Consider the following 15813-nt stretch of genomic DNA (forward strand, 5'->3'; position numbering starts at 1 on the left):
GATGCGCCTGGCCGGCAAAGACGACGGGCTGATCCGCTACTTCCGCTTCACGACCGACCACAAGGTCGTAGGCATCCAGTACCTCGTCGTCACGATGATTATGCTGGCGTTCGGCGGCCTGGGCGCCATGATGATCCGCACGGAGCTGCTGTTCCCTGGGGCGTGGGCCTTCCCCAAGGAGACCTACAACACGATCGTCACCATGCACGGCATGTTGATGATCCTGACCGTCATCAGCTTCTTCGTCGGCCCCTTCGGCAATTTCGTCATCCCGATTATGATCGGCGCGCGCGATATGGCCTTCCCGCGCCTGAATGCCTTCAGCTTCTGGGTCTCCTTCTTCGGCGGCCTGCTGCTCTACTTCAGCTATGTGGGCGGCAGCGGGCTATACGCCGCAGGCTCCGCGCCCGATGTCGGCTGGTTCGCCTACGCTCCGCTCACTGCCAAAGTCTTCTCGCCCGGCCACAGCACCGACTACTGGACGCTGGCCGTGCTGCTCAGCGGTATCGGCTCCATCGGCACGGCAGTCAACACCGTCACGACCATCCTGTGTATGCGCTGCCGCGGCATGAAGCTCACCAAGATGCCGCTTCTGCCCTGGCTCTATCTGGTGATGAGCAGCATGGTCTTTATCGCCGTCAGCCCGCTCACCGCGGCGCAGATCATGCTGATGCTCGACCGCTATCTCGGCTCGCACTTCTTCGACACGCAGGCCGGCGGCTCGGCTGTGCTCTGGATGCATTACTTCTGGATCTTCGGCCACCCGGAGGTCTACATCCTCGTCCTGCCCGCCTTTGCGTTTATGAACGAGATCATTCCCGTCTTCTCGCGCAAAGCCATCTTCGGATACCCCGCCATGGTCGCAGCCTCGGTGGGCATCGGCTTTATCAGCCTCGGCGTGTGGGCGCACCACATGTTCGCCGTGGGCATGGGTCCGGCGGGCAATACCTTCTTCGTCTTTGCCACGATGGTCATCTCGGTGCCCACAGGTATCAAGATCTTCAACTGGTTGGCGACCATCTGGGGAGGAAGGATCATCTTCTCGATTCCCATGATGTTCTCCATCGGTTTCCTGTTCCAGTTCCTCATTGCAGGGCTGACCGGCATCATGCTCTCGGCGGCACCGTTTGACTGGCAGCTCACCGGCTCGTACTTCGTCGTCGCACACTTTCACTACGTCATCGTCGGCGGCATCATCTTCTCCATCTTCGCAGCGTTCTATTACTGGTACCCCAAAGCAACGGGCCGCATGTTGAACGAGCGGCTGGGCAAGTGGCACTTCTGGCTCTTCGTCATCGGCTTCCATCTCACGTTCGACTTCATGCACATCCCCGGTCTGCTCGGAATGCCGCGCCGCATCTACACCTACGAGCCCGGGCGCGGGTGGGAGATCTGGAACATCCTCGTCAGCATCGGGGCCATCGTCCAGGCGATCGCGGTCATCATCTTTGCCTGGAACCTCGTCTGGTCGTACTTCAAAGGCAAGATCGCCGGACAGGACCCGTGGGACGCCTGGACACTCGAGTGGGCCACACCCTCGCCGCCGCCGGTTTATAACTTCGCCTGCGACCCCATGGTCAACAGTCGCCGTCCCCTGTGGGACCTCAAACATCCGGAAGACCCGGACTCGGACTACGAATAATGAGCACAGCCAGCACGATTCCGATCTGTTCTGAAACCGAGTCGCCGTGGCATTTGCCCTATCGCGGCACCGTCGGCATGGTCTGCCTCATCGTTGCCGAGGCGGCCATCTTTGCCATCTTCTTCGTCTCCTACATCTTCTATCTGGGCAAGAGCCTCACGGGCCCCACGCCGCGCGAAGTGCTCGAAGTACCCATCTTCGGAACCATCTGCCTGCTCTCGAGCAGCATCACGGTTCACTGGGCAGTCAGCGCGCTGCGCAAAAGTAATCTGCGCGGCTGCATCATGGGTCTCGCTTCCACTGTCCTGCTCGGCGGCATCTTTCTGCTGACAACCGCACTGGAGTGGTATCACCTCATCCACGACCACGGCCTCACCATTCGCACCAACCTCTTTGGCACCACGTACTACTCACTGGTCGGCCTGCACGCCACGCACGTCATCGTCGGGCTCATCATGCTCTCGATTGCGCTGGGCGTCGCGCTCACCGGACACGTCAAGGAAGAGCACTCCGAGAAGCTCGAAGTCCTCTCCCTCTACTGGCACTTTGTCGATGCTATCTGGGTCGGCGTCTTCCTCGTCGTCTACGTCATAGGCAGATAACCCATGGAAAACCCGCAACTCATCCATCACGAAGACGGCCACACCCACATGGCGGGAGAGATCCACCTCCCCGCGCCGACAGCGTGGCCCATTGTGCTCGCGCTCGGCATCGCGCTTATGATTACCGGTCTGCTGACGCATTGGGCAGTCAGCCTGCTCGGTCTGCTGCTCACGCTGCGTGCTGCCTGGGGATGGTACTTCCAGGTCCTTCCGCACGAAAACAGCATCTACGTCCCGGTGCAGGCTGATCTCATCGAAATCGCCAGCACGCGCGAGAGCATAGAGCGGCTGCCGGTCAGCGACATGCACCGCAAGCTGTTGCCTATCGAGACCTTCAGCATCACGGCAGGCATCAAAGGCGGCCTCATCGGAGGCTTCGCCATGACCGTCCCGGCGGGCATCTTCTCGGTCGTGAAGTTCCATAGCTTCTGGTATGCGGTCAACCTGCTCGCGGCTGGCGGTTTCGTAAGCTGGGCGGGAAAATCCGACGCTTTTCTCGGGCAGTTCCATCTCGAAGGCCTGCTTGCCGCGACGGCAATCCACGGACTGGCTTCGGTCCTCATCGGGTTGCTCTATGGCGCAATGCTTCCCATGTTCCCGCGCAAGCCCATCCTGACCTGCGGCTTCGTCGCGCCGTTTCTGTGGACAGGGATTCTCTATTCGGCGCTCGGCATCATCAGTCCAATTCTGAACGAGCGCATCGACTGGCTGTGGTTCATCGCTTCGCAGGTGGCCTTCGGACTGGTCTGCGGCTATGTCGTCAACCGCCAGGTGAAGGTGCGCACGGGACAGTTCCGCGCCTTGCCGTTTGCCATCCGCGCCGGTCTGCACGGCGCGCATCTTCCCGAAACGAAGGACGACGAGCAATGATCCAGGCCCCGAAACCATCAAGACGAACGAGCGCGTTTCTGGTTGGAACGCTGGGCGTGCTCTGCTTCGCCGCGCTTGGCTGCTCGCGCATCCCCGGACGCCCCGGTCCCGGTCCGGAGGTCGTCCGCCCCGAGCAGGTCGTGGACTTCAGCACGCTCTATAAGGAAAACTGCGCCGCCTGTCACGGCGTCACCGGCAAAGACGGCGCGGCCCTCGCGCTCAATAACCCGGTCTACGTCGCCATCGCAGGCGAGGACAACATCCACCGCGTCATCGCCGGCGGCGTTGACGGCAAGCTGATGCCTGCCTTCGCCAAATCCGCAGGAGGCATGTTGACCGACCAGCAGGTCGCCATCCTCGCGCACGGCATCGTTCAGACCTGGGGCAAGCCCGGCGTCCTCGCCGGACAAACTCCGCCGCCTTATGCTGACGCCGAAGCGGGAGATGCCGCACGCGGCCAGCAGGCATTCACTGCCTCCTGCGCCAAATGCCACGGTGCAAATGGCGAAGGAAGCCAGAACGGAAAATACAAGCAAGGCTCCATCGTCGATCCCGCGTACCTCGCGCTCATCAGCGACCAGGGGCTGCGCAGCATCATCCTCGCCGGGCTGCCTGATCGCCACATGCCCGACTGGCGTGGCGGCTCCGAACACCCGCTGCTCACCGGCCAGCAAACTACGGACATCGTTGCCTGGCTCGCCTTGCACCGCACCGATAATCCCGGCCAGCCTTACGCCGAAACGAATACCACCGCAGGATCAGTAACAGGAGCAGCAAAATGACGCCCCCTGAGCCAGAACACGCTCACGATCAAGCACCGCAAAGCGGCCACTCCGCAACGTCCGAAGCTCTGAACGCAGCCGGACGCTCACGCCGCACCTTTCTCTTCAAGCTCTCGCTTGTGCTCAACGGCGCGGTGGGTGTCGTACTCGCCGTGCCTATCGTCGGCTATCTGCTGGGCCCTGCGGCGAAGAAGGCCGCGGCAGCAAACTCCTGGGTACCGCTCGGCCCGCTCGCTGACTTTCCTGAAGGCCAGACCCGCCTGGTCAACTTCCGCAACCCCGTCACCACCAAGTGGGACGGCGCAACCGGCGACATCCCCTGCTGGGTGCGCCGCATCGCGGGCAACAAGTTCCAGGTCTTCGCCATCAACTGCGCCCACCTCGGCTGTCCTGTGCGCTGGTTCTCGCAGTCGCAACTCTTCCTCTGCCCCTGCCACGGCGGCGCGTATTACGCTGACGGCTCCCGCGCCTCCGGCCCGCCCGAGCGCGGCCTCTTCGAGTACGACCACAAGATCATCGCCAACACGCTCATGATTCAGGTCGGCAAGCTGCCCAATCTCTCTCGTCAGACCGCCTGCGCAGGCCAGTCGCCGCTCGTCCATATCGAAGGCGCGGCCACCGTCGCATCGATTCAGGAACCAAAGCCGGAGTGCGCCTCATGCCAGGGATAAAACAACGCTCTATCGCGCTCTATCACTGGTTCGAGATGCGCCTAGGCATCGGCGCACCTGCCATCGAAGCCGCCGTGCATCCCGTTCCCGCCAGCACATCGAGCTGGTGGTACGTCTTCGGCAGCGCCGCCACGGTCATCCTTGTCTTACAGGTCGTCACCGGCATTCTGCTCGGACTGGTGTATACGCCCTCGGCCAACCACGCTTGGGCCAGCCTCGAATTCCTCAACCACTCCGTCCAGCTCGGCTGGTTCATCCGCGCGCTGCACGGCTGGGGCTCGGACTTCATGATCGCCATCGTGCTCATCCACATGGCGCAGGTCTTCTTCTTCGGGGCGTATAAATTTCCCCGCGAGCTGACTTGGATCATCGGCGTCTTCCTGCTGCTGCTCACGCTCGGCATGGCCTTCACCGGCCAGGTCCTCCGCTTCGATCAGGACGCCTACTGGGGTCTCGGCATCGGCGCATCCATCCTCAGCCGCGTTCCCTACATCGGACAGCGTCTCGTCGATCTCCTGCTCGGCGGACCCATCATCGGCGGTCCAACGCTTACTCGCTTCTTCGCGCTGCACGTCTTCATCATCCCCGGCATCCTCATCGCCTTCGTCGCGTTGCACGTGCTGATGGTCGTCCGCCTGGGCATCAATGAGTGGCCCATGCCCGGTCGCATCGTCACCCGCGCCAACTACCAGCGCGAATACAAGGAGCTGACTCACGAGACCGGCATTCCCTTCGTGCCCGAAGCTGCATGGAAGGACGCTGTCTTCGCCGCCGCGATCATGCTGGCCATCATCGCCTGCGCGCTCTTCTTCGGCCCATTCGGCCCCACCGGCCAGCCCGACCCCACCATCATCCAGACCGCGCCCAAGCCCGACTTCGCCTTCCTCTGGATCTACGCCGTCCTCGCCTACCTTCCGCCCGCACTCGAAACGCCGGTCATCTTCATCGTCCCGACTATTGTGATCATCTGCATGTTGCTGCTGCCGCTGGTTGCAGGAGAAGGCGAAAAGCACTGGTCGCGTCGCCCGGTTGCTGTACTCTCGCTGGCCGTCATCGCGGTCACGCTCGGCGTCTTCACGCGGCTCGGCATGTACACGCCGTGGAGCCCGGTGATGAACGCCTGGACCAGCGACCCCATCCCCACCGAGTATCTGCACAACCGCACGCCGCTTGAGCGCGAGGGCGCCATCGTCTTCCAGTACAAGCAGTGCCGCGACTGCCACTCCATCGGCGGCGAAGGAGGAATGCGCGGTCCGGCGCTCGATTCCATTGCGTCACGCATGACCGAAGACCAGATCATCCGCCAGGTCTTGCAGGGCGGCGGCAACATGCCTGCCTACGGCAATTCGCTCAGCCCATCGGAGACCACGGCGCTCGTCCGCTTCCTCACCACGCTGCGCGGCAACGAAGCGCCCGCCATCGACGCCTCGCGCCACGTAGCCAACACCGGTAGCCTGCCTCCAACCGAGCCGGAGAAGCGCTGAGGGGCATCGGCGACTCAAGCGGCAACAGCGTTGTCCGTCATAAAGAGTCGTCATCTATAGAGAGTTGTCATCCTTCCGCGTAGCGGGAGAACCTGCTCATCGCTTCCCGTAGAACCATGCCCCCAGCCTACCGCGCCATCTTCGCCGAGTGGTCCCCACCTATCTTCCTCACCACCGTGACCCTCCTCACGGCCATCATCTACGCGCGCGGCTGGTTTGCCATTCGCAAAACGCGCCCGGCGCAGTTCCCCGACTGGCGACTCGCCAGCTTTCTCACTGGCCTCGCCATCCTGTGGCTCGCCATCGGCTCGCCCATGGACGGCTTCGCCGACGCACTCCTCAGCGCCCACATGGTCGAGCATCTGCTGCTCATGTCGTTCGTCCCCCCGCTCATCCTGCTCGGCCACCCAACGGTCCCGCTCCTGCGCGGCCTTCCGCGTCCCATCACAAAGCACATCCTCGGCCCGCTCATTCGGTTGAAGCCGCTCCGCAGCCTCGGCCACTGGCTCACGACGCCCGTCATCGCGTGGCTCGCCATGAACCTCTTCTTCCTCGGCTGGCACGTCCCCGGAGCCTACGACTTCGCGCTCGAACACGAGCTCTGGCACGACGTCGAGCACCTCTGCTTCCTCTTCTCGTCAATCCTCTTCTGGTGGCCGATCATCCGCCCGTGGCCTTCGCACACGCGCTCTCACGGCTGGTATCTGCTGCTTTATCTCGTTGCGGCCGACCTGGTGAACACGGCACTCTCGGCGTTTCTCGCCTTCTGCGGCGAGCCGGTCTACACGTTCTACGTCAACAACCCGAACCCCTTCGGCATCCAGCCCCTCGCCGACCAGGTCGCCGGAGCGGTCATCATGTGGGTCATCGGCTCGCTCGTCTTCCTTATTCCAGTCGCCGCCATCACCTACTACCTGCTCCAGCCGCAAAAGAGAATTGCCGCGTAGAGCCCCGCACGCTTACCCCAGCCGCTCGTAGCACAGATACGCGCATCCATTGCTGAACGCCAGGTTCTTCGTCAGTGTCAGCGGCATCCGCTCGCCGATGCCCTCGAACATCGTTCGTCCCTTGCCCAGCACGATCGGGTTCACGATCACATGGAACTCATCAATCAGCCCCTCTGCCGCAAGCTGCGAGACGATGGAGCCGCTCCCCATGATCGTCATGTTCTCACCCGGCTCCTGTTTCATCCTGCGTATAGCCGGAACCATGTCGCGCACAAGCTGCGTGTTGCTCCATGTGGCCTCGCCGAGAGTCTTTGAGAACACAATCTTCGGCAGCGTGTTCATCCGCGCCGCCACCTCGTGATGGATGGCCGACGCCATCGACGTAGGCCAGAAGCTGTTCATCAGCTCATACGTCACGCGCCCAAACAGGAGCGGGCCGCCGCCCTTCGTATTCTCCGCGACAAACGCATTCCACTCCTCGTCGTCGGCGGCAGTTCGGGCCCAGTCCATCTTGCCGTGCGCGTCCACAAAGTAGCCATCCAGCGACACGTGATTGAAGACGATCAGCTTCCTCACTCTTCTCTGCCCTCTCGCTCTATCAGGATCATCTGTCCCGGCTACTCCTCGGCCTCATCCTGCACAGGCCGCTTCGCAGACGCCAAAATCTTCTGCGCAATCATCGGCGGCACCACCTCATAGTGGCCCATCTCCATCCTGTAGCTGCCGCGTCCCTGCGTAATCGCAGTCAGCGTGGTGCCGTAGCTCAACATCTCGGCCATCGGAACTTCTGCACGCACCACCGTGCCTACGCCGCCCGACTCCATGCCCTGTACGCGCCCGCGCCGCGAGTTCAGGTCGCCCAGCAGCGTCCCGGCAAACTCGTCCGGCGTCTCGATCTCGACCTTCATCACCGGCTCCAGCAACGCGGGCTTCGCCTGCTCCATGCACTTGCGGAACGCCAGCCGTCCAGCCATCTTGAACGACATCTCGCTCGAGTCCACGTCGTGGTAGCTTCCGTCATACAGCGACACCTTGAAGTCCACTACTGGAAACCCCGCCAGATACCCGCGCGCCGCCGACTCCTGAATGCCCTTCTCCACCGCTGGAATATACTGCCGCGGAATCGCGCCGCCGAAGATATCGTTCTCGAAGACGAAGCCGCTGCCGCGCGGCAGCGCCTCCATACGGATCTTGCAGTCGCCGAACTGGCCATGGCCGCCGGTCTGCTTCTTGTGCCGCCCCTGCGCTTCGCCCCGGCCCAGAATCGTCTCGCGGTAAGGCACCTTCGGGGCCTTCAGCGTCACTTCCGTGTGATAGCGCCGCTTCAGCTTCGAGACCACCGCCTCGATGTGCGGCTGCCCCGTTCCCGCCACCAGAAACTCGTTCGTCTGCGGGTCGCGGAAGAAGCGCAGCATCAGGTCCTCTTCCATCAGCTTGTGCAGCGCGGGCGCGAGCTTGTCCTCGTCGGCGCGCGACTTCGGCTCGATCGCGTAGGTCATCGCCGGCTCGGGCATCGATACCGGCTCAATGAAGATGTCCTGCCCTTTCTCGCCCATCGTGTCGCCGGTCAGCGTGACGTGCAGCTTCGCCACTGCGCCCAGGTCGCCCGAGTGCAGCTCAGCGACCTCGACGGCCTTGCGTCCCTGCATGATCGAAAGGTGCGCCAGCCGCTCCTGCTCGCCGTGCGTGTAGTTCTGCACCGTCGTGTCGTTCTTCACCATACCGCTAACAACCTTGAAGAACGAGATTCTGCCTGCGAACGGGTCCGTCATCGTCTTGTAGACATAGAGCGCCAGCGGCTGCTTGTCGTCCACATTGCGCATCACAATCTCTTCCAGCATCTCGACGTTTCCATGCTGCCCATTCGCGTGGCCATTGCCGTTGGTGCGTTTCAGCCCGCGCATGGCCACAGGCTCGCGCTCCACAGGCGAAGGAGCATACACCTTCAGGAAGTCCAGCAGGTGATCCGTGCCTACGTTTCTCAAGCCGCTTGCGTAGAGCACGGGAAAGATCCTGTCCTCGCGTATGGCCTCGTGCAAGGCGCCGATCAGATGCTCCTCAGGAATCGTGCCCTCGCGGAAGAACTCCTCCATCAGCTCATCTTTGCCTTCGGCCACCAGCTCCACCAGCGCCTCGTGCGCGGCCTTCGAGTCCTCTTCCATCACACGAGGAATTTTGCCCACCTCGCCGCGACCGTCTCCGTCCGGCTTATACAGAAACGCCTTCATCGTCACCAGGTCCACCACGCCGTGGAAGCCGTCCTTGTCCACAATCGGCAACTGCACCGGCACCACCTGCCTGCCCCACCGCGCCTGCAACTGCTCGATCATCTGTATTCTGCCCACGCGGCTGTCGGCCTTCGGATGGTCGACCTGATTCATCACCAGCACACGCGGCAGGTTCACCTCCGAAGCGTAGTTCCACACGCGATCCGTCACGGTCTCGGCGCCCGCCTGCGCATTCAGCACAATCATCGCCGCTTCTACAGGCAGCATCGCGCCTCGCGCCTCGTGCGCGAACATGTGGAAGCCGGGTGTGTCGAGCAGGTTGACCTTCACGCCGCTCCACTCGGCAAACGCCACGGCGTTCGACATAGTCGTCCGCCGCGCCACTTCTTCTTCGTCGTAGGCCGTCACCGCCGACCCGTCTTCCACCCGTCCCAACCCAGGCGTCATCTTCGCGGCGTGAAGCAGCGCGGCAATCAATGTCGTTTTGCCCGAGTGCGCATGACCCACCACGGCCACGTTACGAATATCGCTTCCCTGATAGACCCTCATACGGCAAGACCCTCCCAACTCCGGAGATCGTCGGTACGTGCGCCTGCATCCATAGACGCACGACCGGACACTCGCGGTATCACCCGTCAGCCCTTCGCCCGGCCCCCAGTCCGGCAGCATGCAAATTACGTCATTTCGGAGCGCGGCCGGAGGGCGCATCCCGGGGAACCGGATGCTATCACACAGGCAGAGAATTTTGCGCGTCCCGGGAAAAATCCGCTCGACCGAACGATTTTATGAGAGCGCAATCATAATTTGGGTTAGACTTCCTGTGTTCCGAGCGCATGGTTCTTGCCGCGCTCAACCCAGAAGGAGTTCCCGTGACCTTTCATCCACGCTTCGTCATTGCGCGCCAGATGGCAACCGCCGTTCTCGCCGCCATTTGCTTTGTCCTTGCGCCCAGTGCAAACGCCCAGAGGCAGGCGCAGTTAGCCCACGTCACCCAGTCGCTCTCGCCCCAGGCCCAGAAGGTGATCGAGCGCCTCTCCACCTTCGACGACCTGCCCGCCGTTGAATGGCGCTACCACGCCGGCGACCTGCCGCATGGCGAAGACCCCACGCTCGACGACAGCTCCTGGCAGCTCGTCAAGCCCCGCAGCGAGGCGCCCAACGAGTCCGTCTGGTACCGCCGCACCATCGAGGTGCCCCAGACCCTCAACGGCTACGATCTCACCGGCACGCGCATCTGGTTCACCTTCCACGCCCGCGCCAACGGTCCCATGCCGCAGATCATCTACTTCAACGGTCGCCGCGTTGCGCTCGGCGACGACCTCGAACCCATCGTCCTCTTCGACCAGGCCAAGCCCGGCGAGAAGGTGCTCGTCGCCGTCAAACTGCTCAACACCGTCGATAAGAAGACCTTCGGCGGTGTGACGCTCAAGGTAGACTTCTCGCCCAGCCGTCCCAGCCCGGAAGACGCGCGGCTTGAGTTCCTCACTTCGACCATCCTCATCCCATCGCTCTCCAAAAACCCAACCGCCGACATGGCCACGCTCGAACAGGCCATCACGGCAGTCGATCTCAATGCGCTCGACTCGAACGACCAGGCGAAGTTCGACGCCTCGCTCAAGCAGGCTACGGCCGACCTTGAGCCGCTCAAGCCCATGCTCAAAGAGGCCACCTTCCACGTCACCGGCAACTCGCACATCGACGCCGCGTGGCTCTGGCCCTGGACCGAAACCGTCGATGTCGTCAAGCGCACCTTCGGCACCGCGCTCCAGTTGATGAACGAGTTTCCCAACTACACCTACACCCAGTCCGCCGCGCAGTACAACGAGTGGATGGCCGACAAGTATCCGCCGATGAACGACGAGATCAACAAGCGCATCAAAGAGGGCCGCTGGGAGGTCGTCGGCGGCATGTGGGTCGAGCCGGACCTCAACATGCCCGGCGGCGAGTCCACCGCGCGCTCCATCCTGCTCGGCAAACGCTGGTACAAAGAGCACTACGGCGTCGATGTCCGCATCGGCTGGAACCCCGATTCGTTCGGCTACAACTGGCAGCTCCCGCAGATCTACAAACGCAGCGGCATCGACTACTTCGTCACCCAGAAGATGACCTGGAACGATACCAACCAGCTCCCCTTCAAGCTGTTCTGGTGGCAGTCGCCCGATGGAAGCAAGGTTCTTACTTACTTCCCGCAAGGCTACGGCAACCGCGACCTCAGCCCAGTCCGTCTGGCCCATGATCTCGCCGTGGCCCGCCAGCGCGCTCCCGGCATGACCGAGATGCTGGACCTCTACGGCGTCGGCGACCACGGCGGCGGCCCCACCCGCGCCGTCCTCGACGAAGGCGAGCACTGGTCGCAGCCCGACAAGATCGTTCCCAACATGCAGTTCGGCACCGCGCAGCCCTACTTCTCCAGCGTCGAAAAGAAGATCGCCCCCGAATCGAAGACCTGGGACTACAAGACCATCGCTGATGGCTACACGTTTCCCACGCCCGTCGCGGACCAGATCTCCATCCCTACCTGGGACGACGAGATGTACCTCGAATACCACCGCGGCGTCTTCACCACGCAGGCCCGCCACAAACACAACATGCGCTACTCCGAAGAGTGGACGCTGAACGCCGAGAAGCTCGCCTCGCTCGCCTGGCTCGACGGCAACCGCTATCCGAACGCCGAGTTCACCGAAGCGTGGAAGAAGATCACCTTCAACGATTTCCACGACCTTGCCGCAGGCTCCGGCATCGGCATCATCTATAAGGACGCGCAGAAGGATTACAACCAGGTCCACTGGGCCACGAACGAAATCTCCGCGAAGGCGCTTGACACACTCTCCGCGCGCATCGACACGCATGTCGCCACCGGCGTCCCCGTGCTTGTCTTCAACCCGCTCGCCTGGCAGCGCGACGGCAACGTCACCGTGGACGTGCAGATGCCTACGGCGACCGGCAAAGAAGTCTCCGTGCTCGATGCGCACGACCGCGTGCTGCCCTCAACTGTACTTTCCAGCAACGCGGCGACGCACAGCTACAAGCTGCTTATCGAGGTGAAGGACGTACCTTCGATGGGTTACGAGGTCCTGCACGTCGTCCCCGGCCATCGCGCGTTCACCAGCGACCTCAAAGCCTCAGACACCACGCTCGAAAACGCCGCGCTCAAAGTCGTCGTCGATCCCAGGACCGGCTGCATTACCAGCCTCTACGACAAAAAAGCCAGCTTTGAAACCATCGCCGCCGGGGGTTGCGGCAACCAGCTCCAGACCTTCCACGACCTGCCCAAGCAGTACGACGCCTGGAACATCGACCCGGGCACGCTCGATCACATGACTCCCATCGACGAGGTGGACTCCGTCAAGCTCGTCGAGAATAATCCTGTGCGCGCCGTCATCCGCGTCAGCCGTACCTGGCAAAGCTCGAAGTTCGTTCAGGACATCCAGCTCTACGCCGGGGCCGACACCGTCAACGTCGTCAACAATATCGACTGGCACGAGACGCACGTCCTGCTCAAGGCCGCCTTCCCGCTCGCTGCCTCCGCGCCGTTCGCTACCTATGAGATTCCTTACGGCAGCATCCAGCGTCCCACCACACGCGACAACTCCTGGGAGAAGGCGCGCTTCGAGGTGCCCGCGCAACGCTGGGCCGACCTCGGCGACGGCCACCACGGCTTCTCACTCATCAACGAATCGAAGTATGGCTATGACGGCGTCGGCAACATGCTTCGCCTCTCGTTGCTCCGCTCCCCAACCTGGCCCGACGCTGAGGCCGACCGCGGTCATCAGCACTTCAGCTACGAGCTCTACCCGCACGCCGGAACGTGGCAACAGGCGCTGACCGAGCGGCGCGGCTACGGCTACAACTACACGCTCAAAGCCACGCAGGTGGAGTCGCACACCGGCTCAGGGCCAGCCGAGCACTCGTATCTCTCGGTCGAACCGGAGAACGTCGTCCTCACCGCTGTCAAAAAGGCCGAGGACTCAAACGCCCTCGTCTTCCACGTCTTCGAGTGGGCCGGCAAGGACGCGAACGTCACCTTCACCCTGCCTCCCGGCGCAACCTCAGCCACCGAGGTCAACCTGATGGAGAAGCCTGAGGGCCAGCCGCTCACTATCACCAATAACAAAGTCACCCTCCCCATCAAACCGTTCGAGATCCTCGCTCTCCGCGCGGACTATCCGCACGAAGCAGCACAAAAATAACCCGCGATCCACAAGCACAGCGCAGCCGCTCACCATACATGTGAGCGGCTGCACTGTCTTATGAGCCGTTCAGTAACGAATTTGTCTTCGGTACCGTGTTTTGCCGTTCCACGCCGTACCCTGAGCGAAGCTGAAGGAATCTGCTGTTCATCACAGCGATACGCCTACCCTTTACTCCACATCAAACTCACCACGAAACTCCGCAGCCTGCTATAAACTTCTCCCACTCAACCTTTTCATCTTCAGTTGCTGATCGTTCGGAGACCGCATGAAGCTCTTGTTCAAATTCAATCTGCTGCTCATCGTGCTTGTCGCCATTGCGCTGGCCATCGTCGCCTCCATCGCGCACTCGTTCCTCATTGACAACGCCAAAGCGCAGGTCGTCCAGCAGGCCAAGCTGATGATGGAGAGCGCCACGGCCACGCGCAAGTACACCGACGACGAACTCAAGCCGCTGCTCATGCAGGCCGCCGACGACATGCACACCTTCCTGCCCGAGACCGTTCCGGCACACGGCGCGACCGTCATCTTCTCGAAGCTGCGGCAGAACTTTCCTGATTACACCTACCGCGAGGCCACGCTCAACCCGACCAACCCGCAGGACCGCGCCGTCGATTGGGAGTCGGACGTGATCGAACACTTCCGCAACAACCCGTCGGACAAGGAACTCGTCGGCGAGCGCATGACACCTACCGGCATGTCGCTCTATCTCGCGCATCCTATCGTTGCCGGGCAGGGCTGTATGCAGTGCCACAGCTCGCCGTCCATTGCACCGCAGACCATGATCAATAAATACGGCTCCGACAACGGCTTCGGCTGGAACCTGAACCAGGTGGTCGCCGCGCAGATCGTCTCCGTACCGATGGACCTGCCGTTTCAGATTGCCAACCGTGCCTTCCGCACGTTGATGCTGGCGCTCGGCGTCACATTCGTTGGGATCATCGTGGCGGTCAATCTGGTGCTCTACTTCCTCATCATCCTGCCGGTGCGCAGGCTCTCGGCGGTAGCAGACAGAGCCAGCCTGGGCCAGTTCGACGGCAGCGGCCTGCCGGTGCGCGGCAAGGACGAGATCGCCCAGCTCACCGCCTCCTTCAACCGCCTCATCGTCACCGTCACCAAGGCGCTGAAGATGCTCGACAGCTAGGTGTACCCCCCCCCGGTACTTAAGTGCTAAAGTCCTTCTAACAAAGGACTTAGGTTCGGACTACCTGTTCGATGTCCTTGTAAAGCATTGATCCTATGGGGGGATTTTCCTAAAGTATTCATTATAAATGGGTAATCCCTCGACGAAGATGGTTTCTTCGGCGAGGGAGCTGATTTAAGGATAGCAGGTTGGGAAAGGCAAAACCGCCACGGGGAAGTCGTTTAGTTTGAGCAGGTTGAGTGATTAGCGGGCTTGACAGACGGATTGTTGGTATCGGCTGGGATGAAAATACGGGGATCTCTCCACTCCGTCGGCAAAAGCGCCGCCTCCGGTCGAGATGACGTTGCTTTCGAGTTCCGTTACACGATGCCCATCTTCCTCGCCACCGAGGTCAGGGTTTCGAGCGCCTGGTCGAGTTGCTCGCGGGTGTGCTCGCTGGTCATGATGGTGCGGATGCGCGCCTTGCCTTCCGGGACGGTCGGGAAGGCAATGCCGGTGGCCATCACGCCTGCGTCGAAGAGCGCACGGCTGAAGTCCATCGTCTTGCGCCCGTCGCCGACGATGATCGGCGTGATGGGCGTCTCGCTGGCAGGCGTGGTGCGGCCGCCGATGTCGAAGCCTGCGGCGGCAAGCTGTTGCTTGAAGTAGTTCGCGTTCGTCCACAGGCGCTCGATGCGCTCCGGCTCCTGCTCCAGGATGTCGAAGGCGGCGATGCAGGTGGCGGCGACGCTCGGCGGATGCGAGGTCGAGAATAGAAACGGCCGCGCCCGATGGTAGAGATAGTCGATCAGGTCGCGCGAGCCGCAGACATAGCCGCCCAGTGCGCCGATGGCCTTCGAGAGCGTGCCTACCTGCACGTCCACGCGGCTGGTGCAGTGGAAATGATCGACGCTGCCGCGTCCGTTGCGCCCCAGTACGCCGGAAGCGTGCGCGTCATCGACCATCATGATCGCGCCGTACTTGTCGGCAAGGTCGCACAGCTTGTCTACAGGGCCGATGTCGCCGTCCATCGAAAAGACGCCGTCGGTGATGAGCAGCTTATGCCCCGGCTCGTGCTGAATCTCCTTCAGCAGCTCTTCGGCGTGTGCCACATCCTTGTGACGGAAGACCTTGATCTTCGCCCTGGAGAGCCGCGCGCCATCGATGATGCTCGCGTGGTTCAGCTCGTCGGAGACGATAAAGTCCTCCTTGCCAAGAATGCTCGACACCGTGCCTGCATTGGCCGTGAAGCCGGACTGGAAGACGACGCAGGC

12 protein-coding genes are annotated in these 15813 nt (G+C 62.1%); 9 read left to right on the plus strand and 3 right to left on the minus strand.

The window, feature by feature from the left end; all coding sequences use genetic code 11:
- The first annotated feature begins 1 nt into the window (after position 1).
- From VFU66_RS13270 to VFU66_RS13300, 7 genes are all read left to right on the plus strand, one after another.
- Positions 2 to 1642, plus strand: a complete 1641-nt coding sequence (locus VFU66_RS13270) for a cytochrome c oxidase subunit I (protein WP_326446743.1) — start codon at positions 2 to 4, stop codon at positions 1640 to 1642.
- Positions 1642 to 2244 carry a cytochrome c oxidase subunit 3 gene (locus VFU66_RS13275; protein WP_326446744.1) on the plus strand — a complete coding sequence of 201 codons (603 nt, stop codon included), beginning with the start codon at positions 1642 to 1644 and terminating at the stop codon, positions 2242 to 2244. The genes VFU66_RS13270 and VFU66_RS13275 overlap by 1 nt, the downstream gene beginning before the upstream one ends.
- A gap of 3 nt (positions 2245 to 2247) precedes the next feature.
- Positions 2248 to 3114 (plus strand): hypothetical protein, encoded by an 867-nt coding sequence (locus tag VFU66_RS13280; RefSeq protein WP_326446745.1) that lies wholly within the window; start codon positions 2248 to 2250, stop codon positions 3112 to 3114.
- Complete coding sequence (locus tag VFU66_RS13285; RefSeq protein WP_326446746.1) at positions 3111 to 3896, plus strand: c-type cytochrome; 786 nt, start codon at positions 3111 to 3113, stop codon at positions 3894 to 3896. The genes VFU66_RS13280 and VFU66_RS13285 overlap by 4 nt, the downstream gene beginning before the upstream one ends.
- The gene (locus VFU66_RS13290; RefSeq protein WP_326446747.1) at positions 3893 to 4567 is read left to right on the plus strand and encodes a QcrA and Rieske domain-containing protein; all 675 of its coding nucleotides are present in this window, start codon (positions 3893 to 3895) and stop codon (positions 4565 to 4567) included. Before VFU66_RS13285 ends, VFU66_RS13290 begins: the two co-directional genes overlap by 4 nt.
- Complete coding sequence (locus VFU66_RS13295; RefSeq protein WP_326446748.1) at positions 4555 to 6051, plus strand: cytochrome b N-terminal domain-containing protein; 1497 nt, start codon at positions 4555 to 4557, stop codon at positions 6049 to 6051. Before VFU66_RS13290 ends, VFU66_RS13295 begins: the two co-directional genes overlap by 13 nt.
- Positions 6052 to 6167: 116 nt before the next feature.
- A complete protein-coding gene (locus VFU66_RS13300; protein WP_326446749.1) occupies positions 6168 to 6998 on the plus strand; it encodes a cytochrome c oxidase assembly protein in 831 nt (276 codons plus the stop codon).
- Between the two features lie 12 nt (positions 6999 to 7010).
- On the opposite strand, the gene VFU66_RS13305 is transcribed toward VFU66_RS13300, so the two are convergent.
- Complete coding sequence (locus tag VFU66_RS13305) at positions 7011 to 7574, minus strand: dihydrofolate reductase family protein (protein ID WP_326446750.1); 564 nt, start codon at positions 7572 to 7574, stop codon at positions 7011 to 7013.
- Positions 7575 to 7615: 41 nt separating this feature from the next.
- Positions 7616 to 9775: an elongation factor G gene (locus tag VFU66_RS13310; RefSeq protein ID WP_326446751.1), complete on the minus strand. Its 2160-nt coding sequence runs from the start codon at positions 9773 to 9775 to the stop codon at positions 7616 to 7618.
- Positions 9776 to 10095: 320 nt separating this feature from the next.
- Between VFU66_RS13310 and VFU66_RS13315 the strand changes: the two genes are divergently transcribed.
- Together VFU66_RS13315 and VFU66_RS13320 are read left to right on the plus strand one after the other, a co-directional pair.
- Positions 10096 to 13416: an alpha-mannosidase gene (locus VFU66_RS13315; RefSeq protein ID WP_326446752.1), complete on the plus strand. Its 3321-nt coding sequence runs from the start codon at positions 10096 to 10098 to the stop codon at positions 13414 to 13416.
- A gap of 268 nt (positions 13417 to 13684) precedes the next feature.
- Positions 13685 to 14560, plus strand: coding sequence for a Tll0287-like and HAMP domain-containing protein (locus VFU66_RS13320; RefSeq protein WP_326446753.1), 876 nt, complete (start codon positions 13685 to 13687; stop codon positions 14558 to 14560).
- Between the two features lie 359 nt (positions 14561 to 14919).
- Here the strand turns inward: VFU66_RS13320 and VFU66_RS13325 are convergent.
- A partial coding sequence (locus tag VFU66_RS13325) for an aminotransferase class I/II-fold pyridoxal phosphate-dependent enzyme (protein ID WP_326446754.1) occupies positions 14920 to 15813 on the minus strand: 894 nt, incomplete at its 5' end.

The sequence above is a fragment of the Edaphobacter sp. genome, assembly GCF_035763405.1.
GTDB lineage: Bacteria > Acidobacteriota > Terriglobia > Terriglobales > Acidobacteriaceae > Edaphobacter.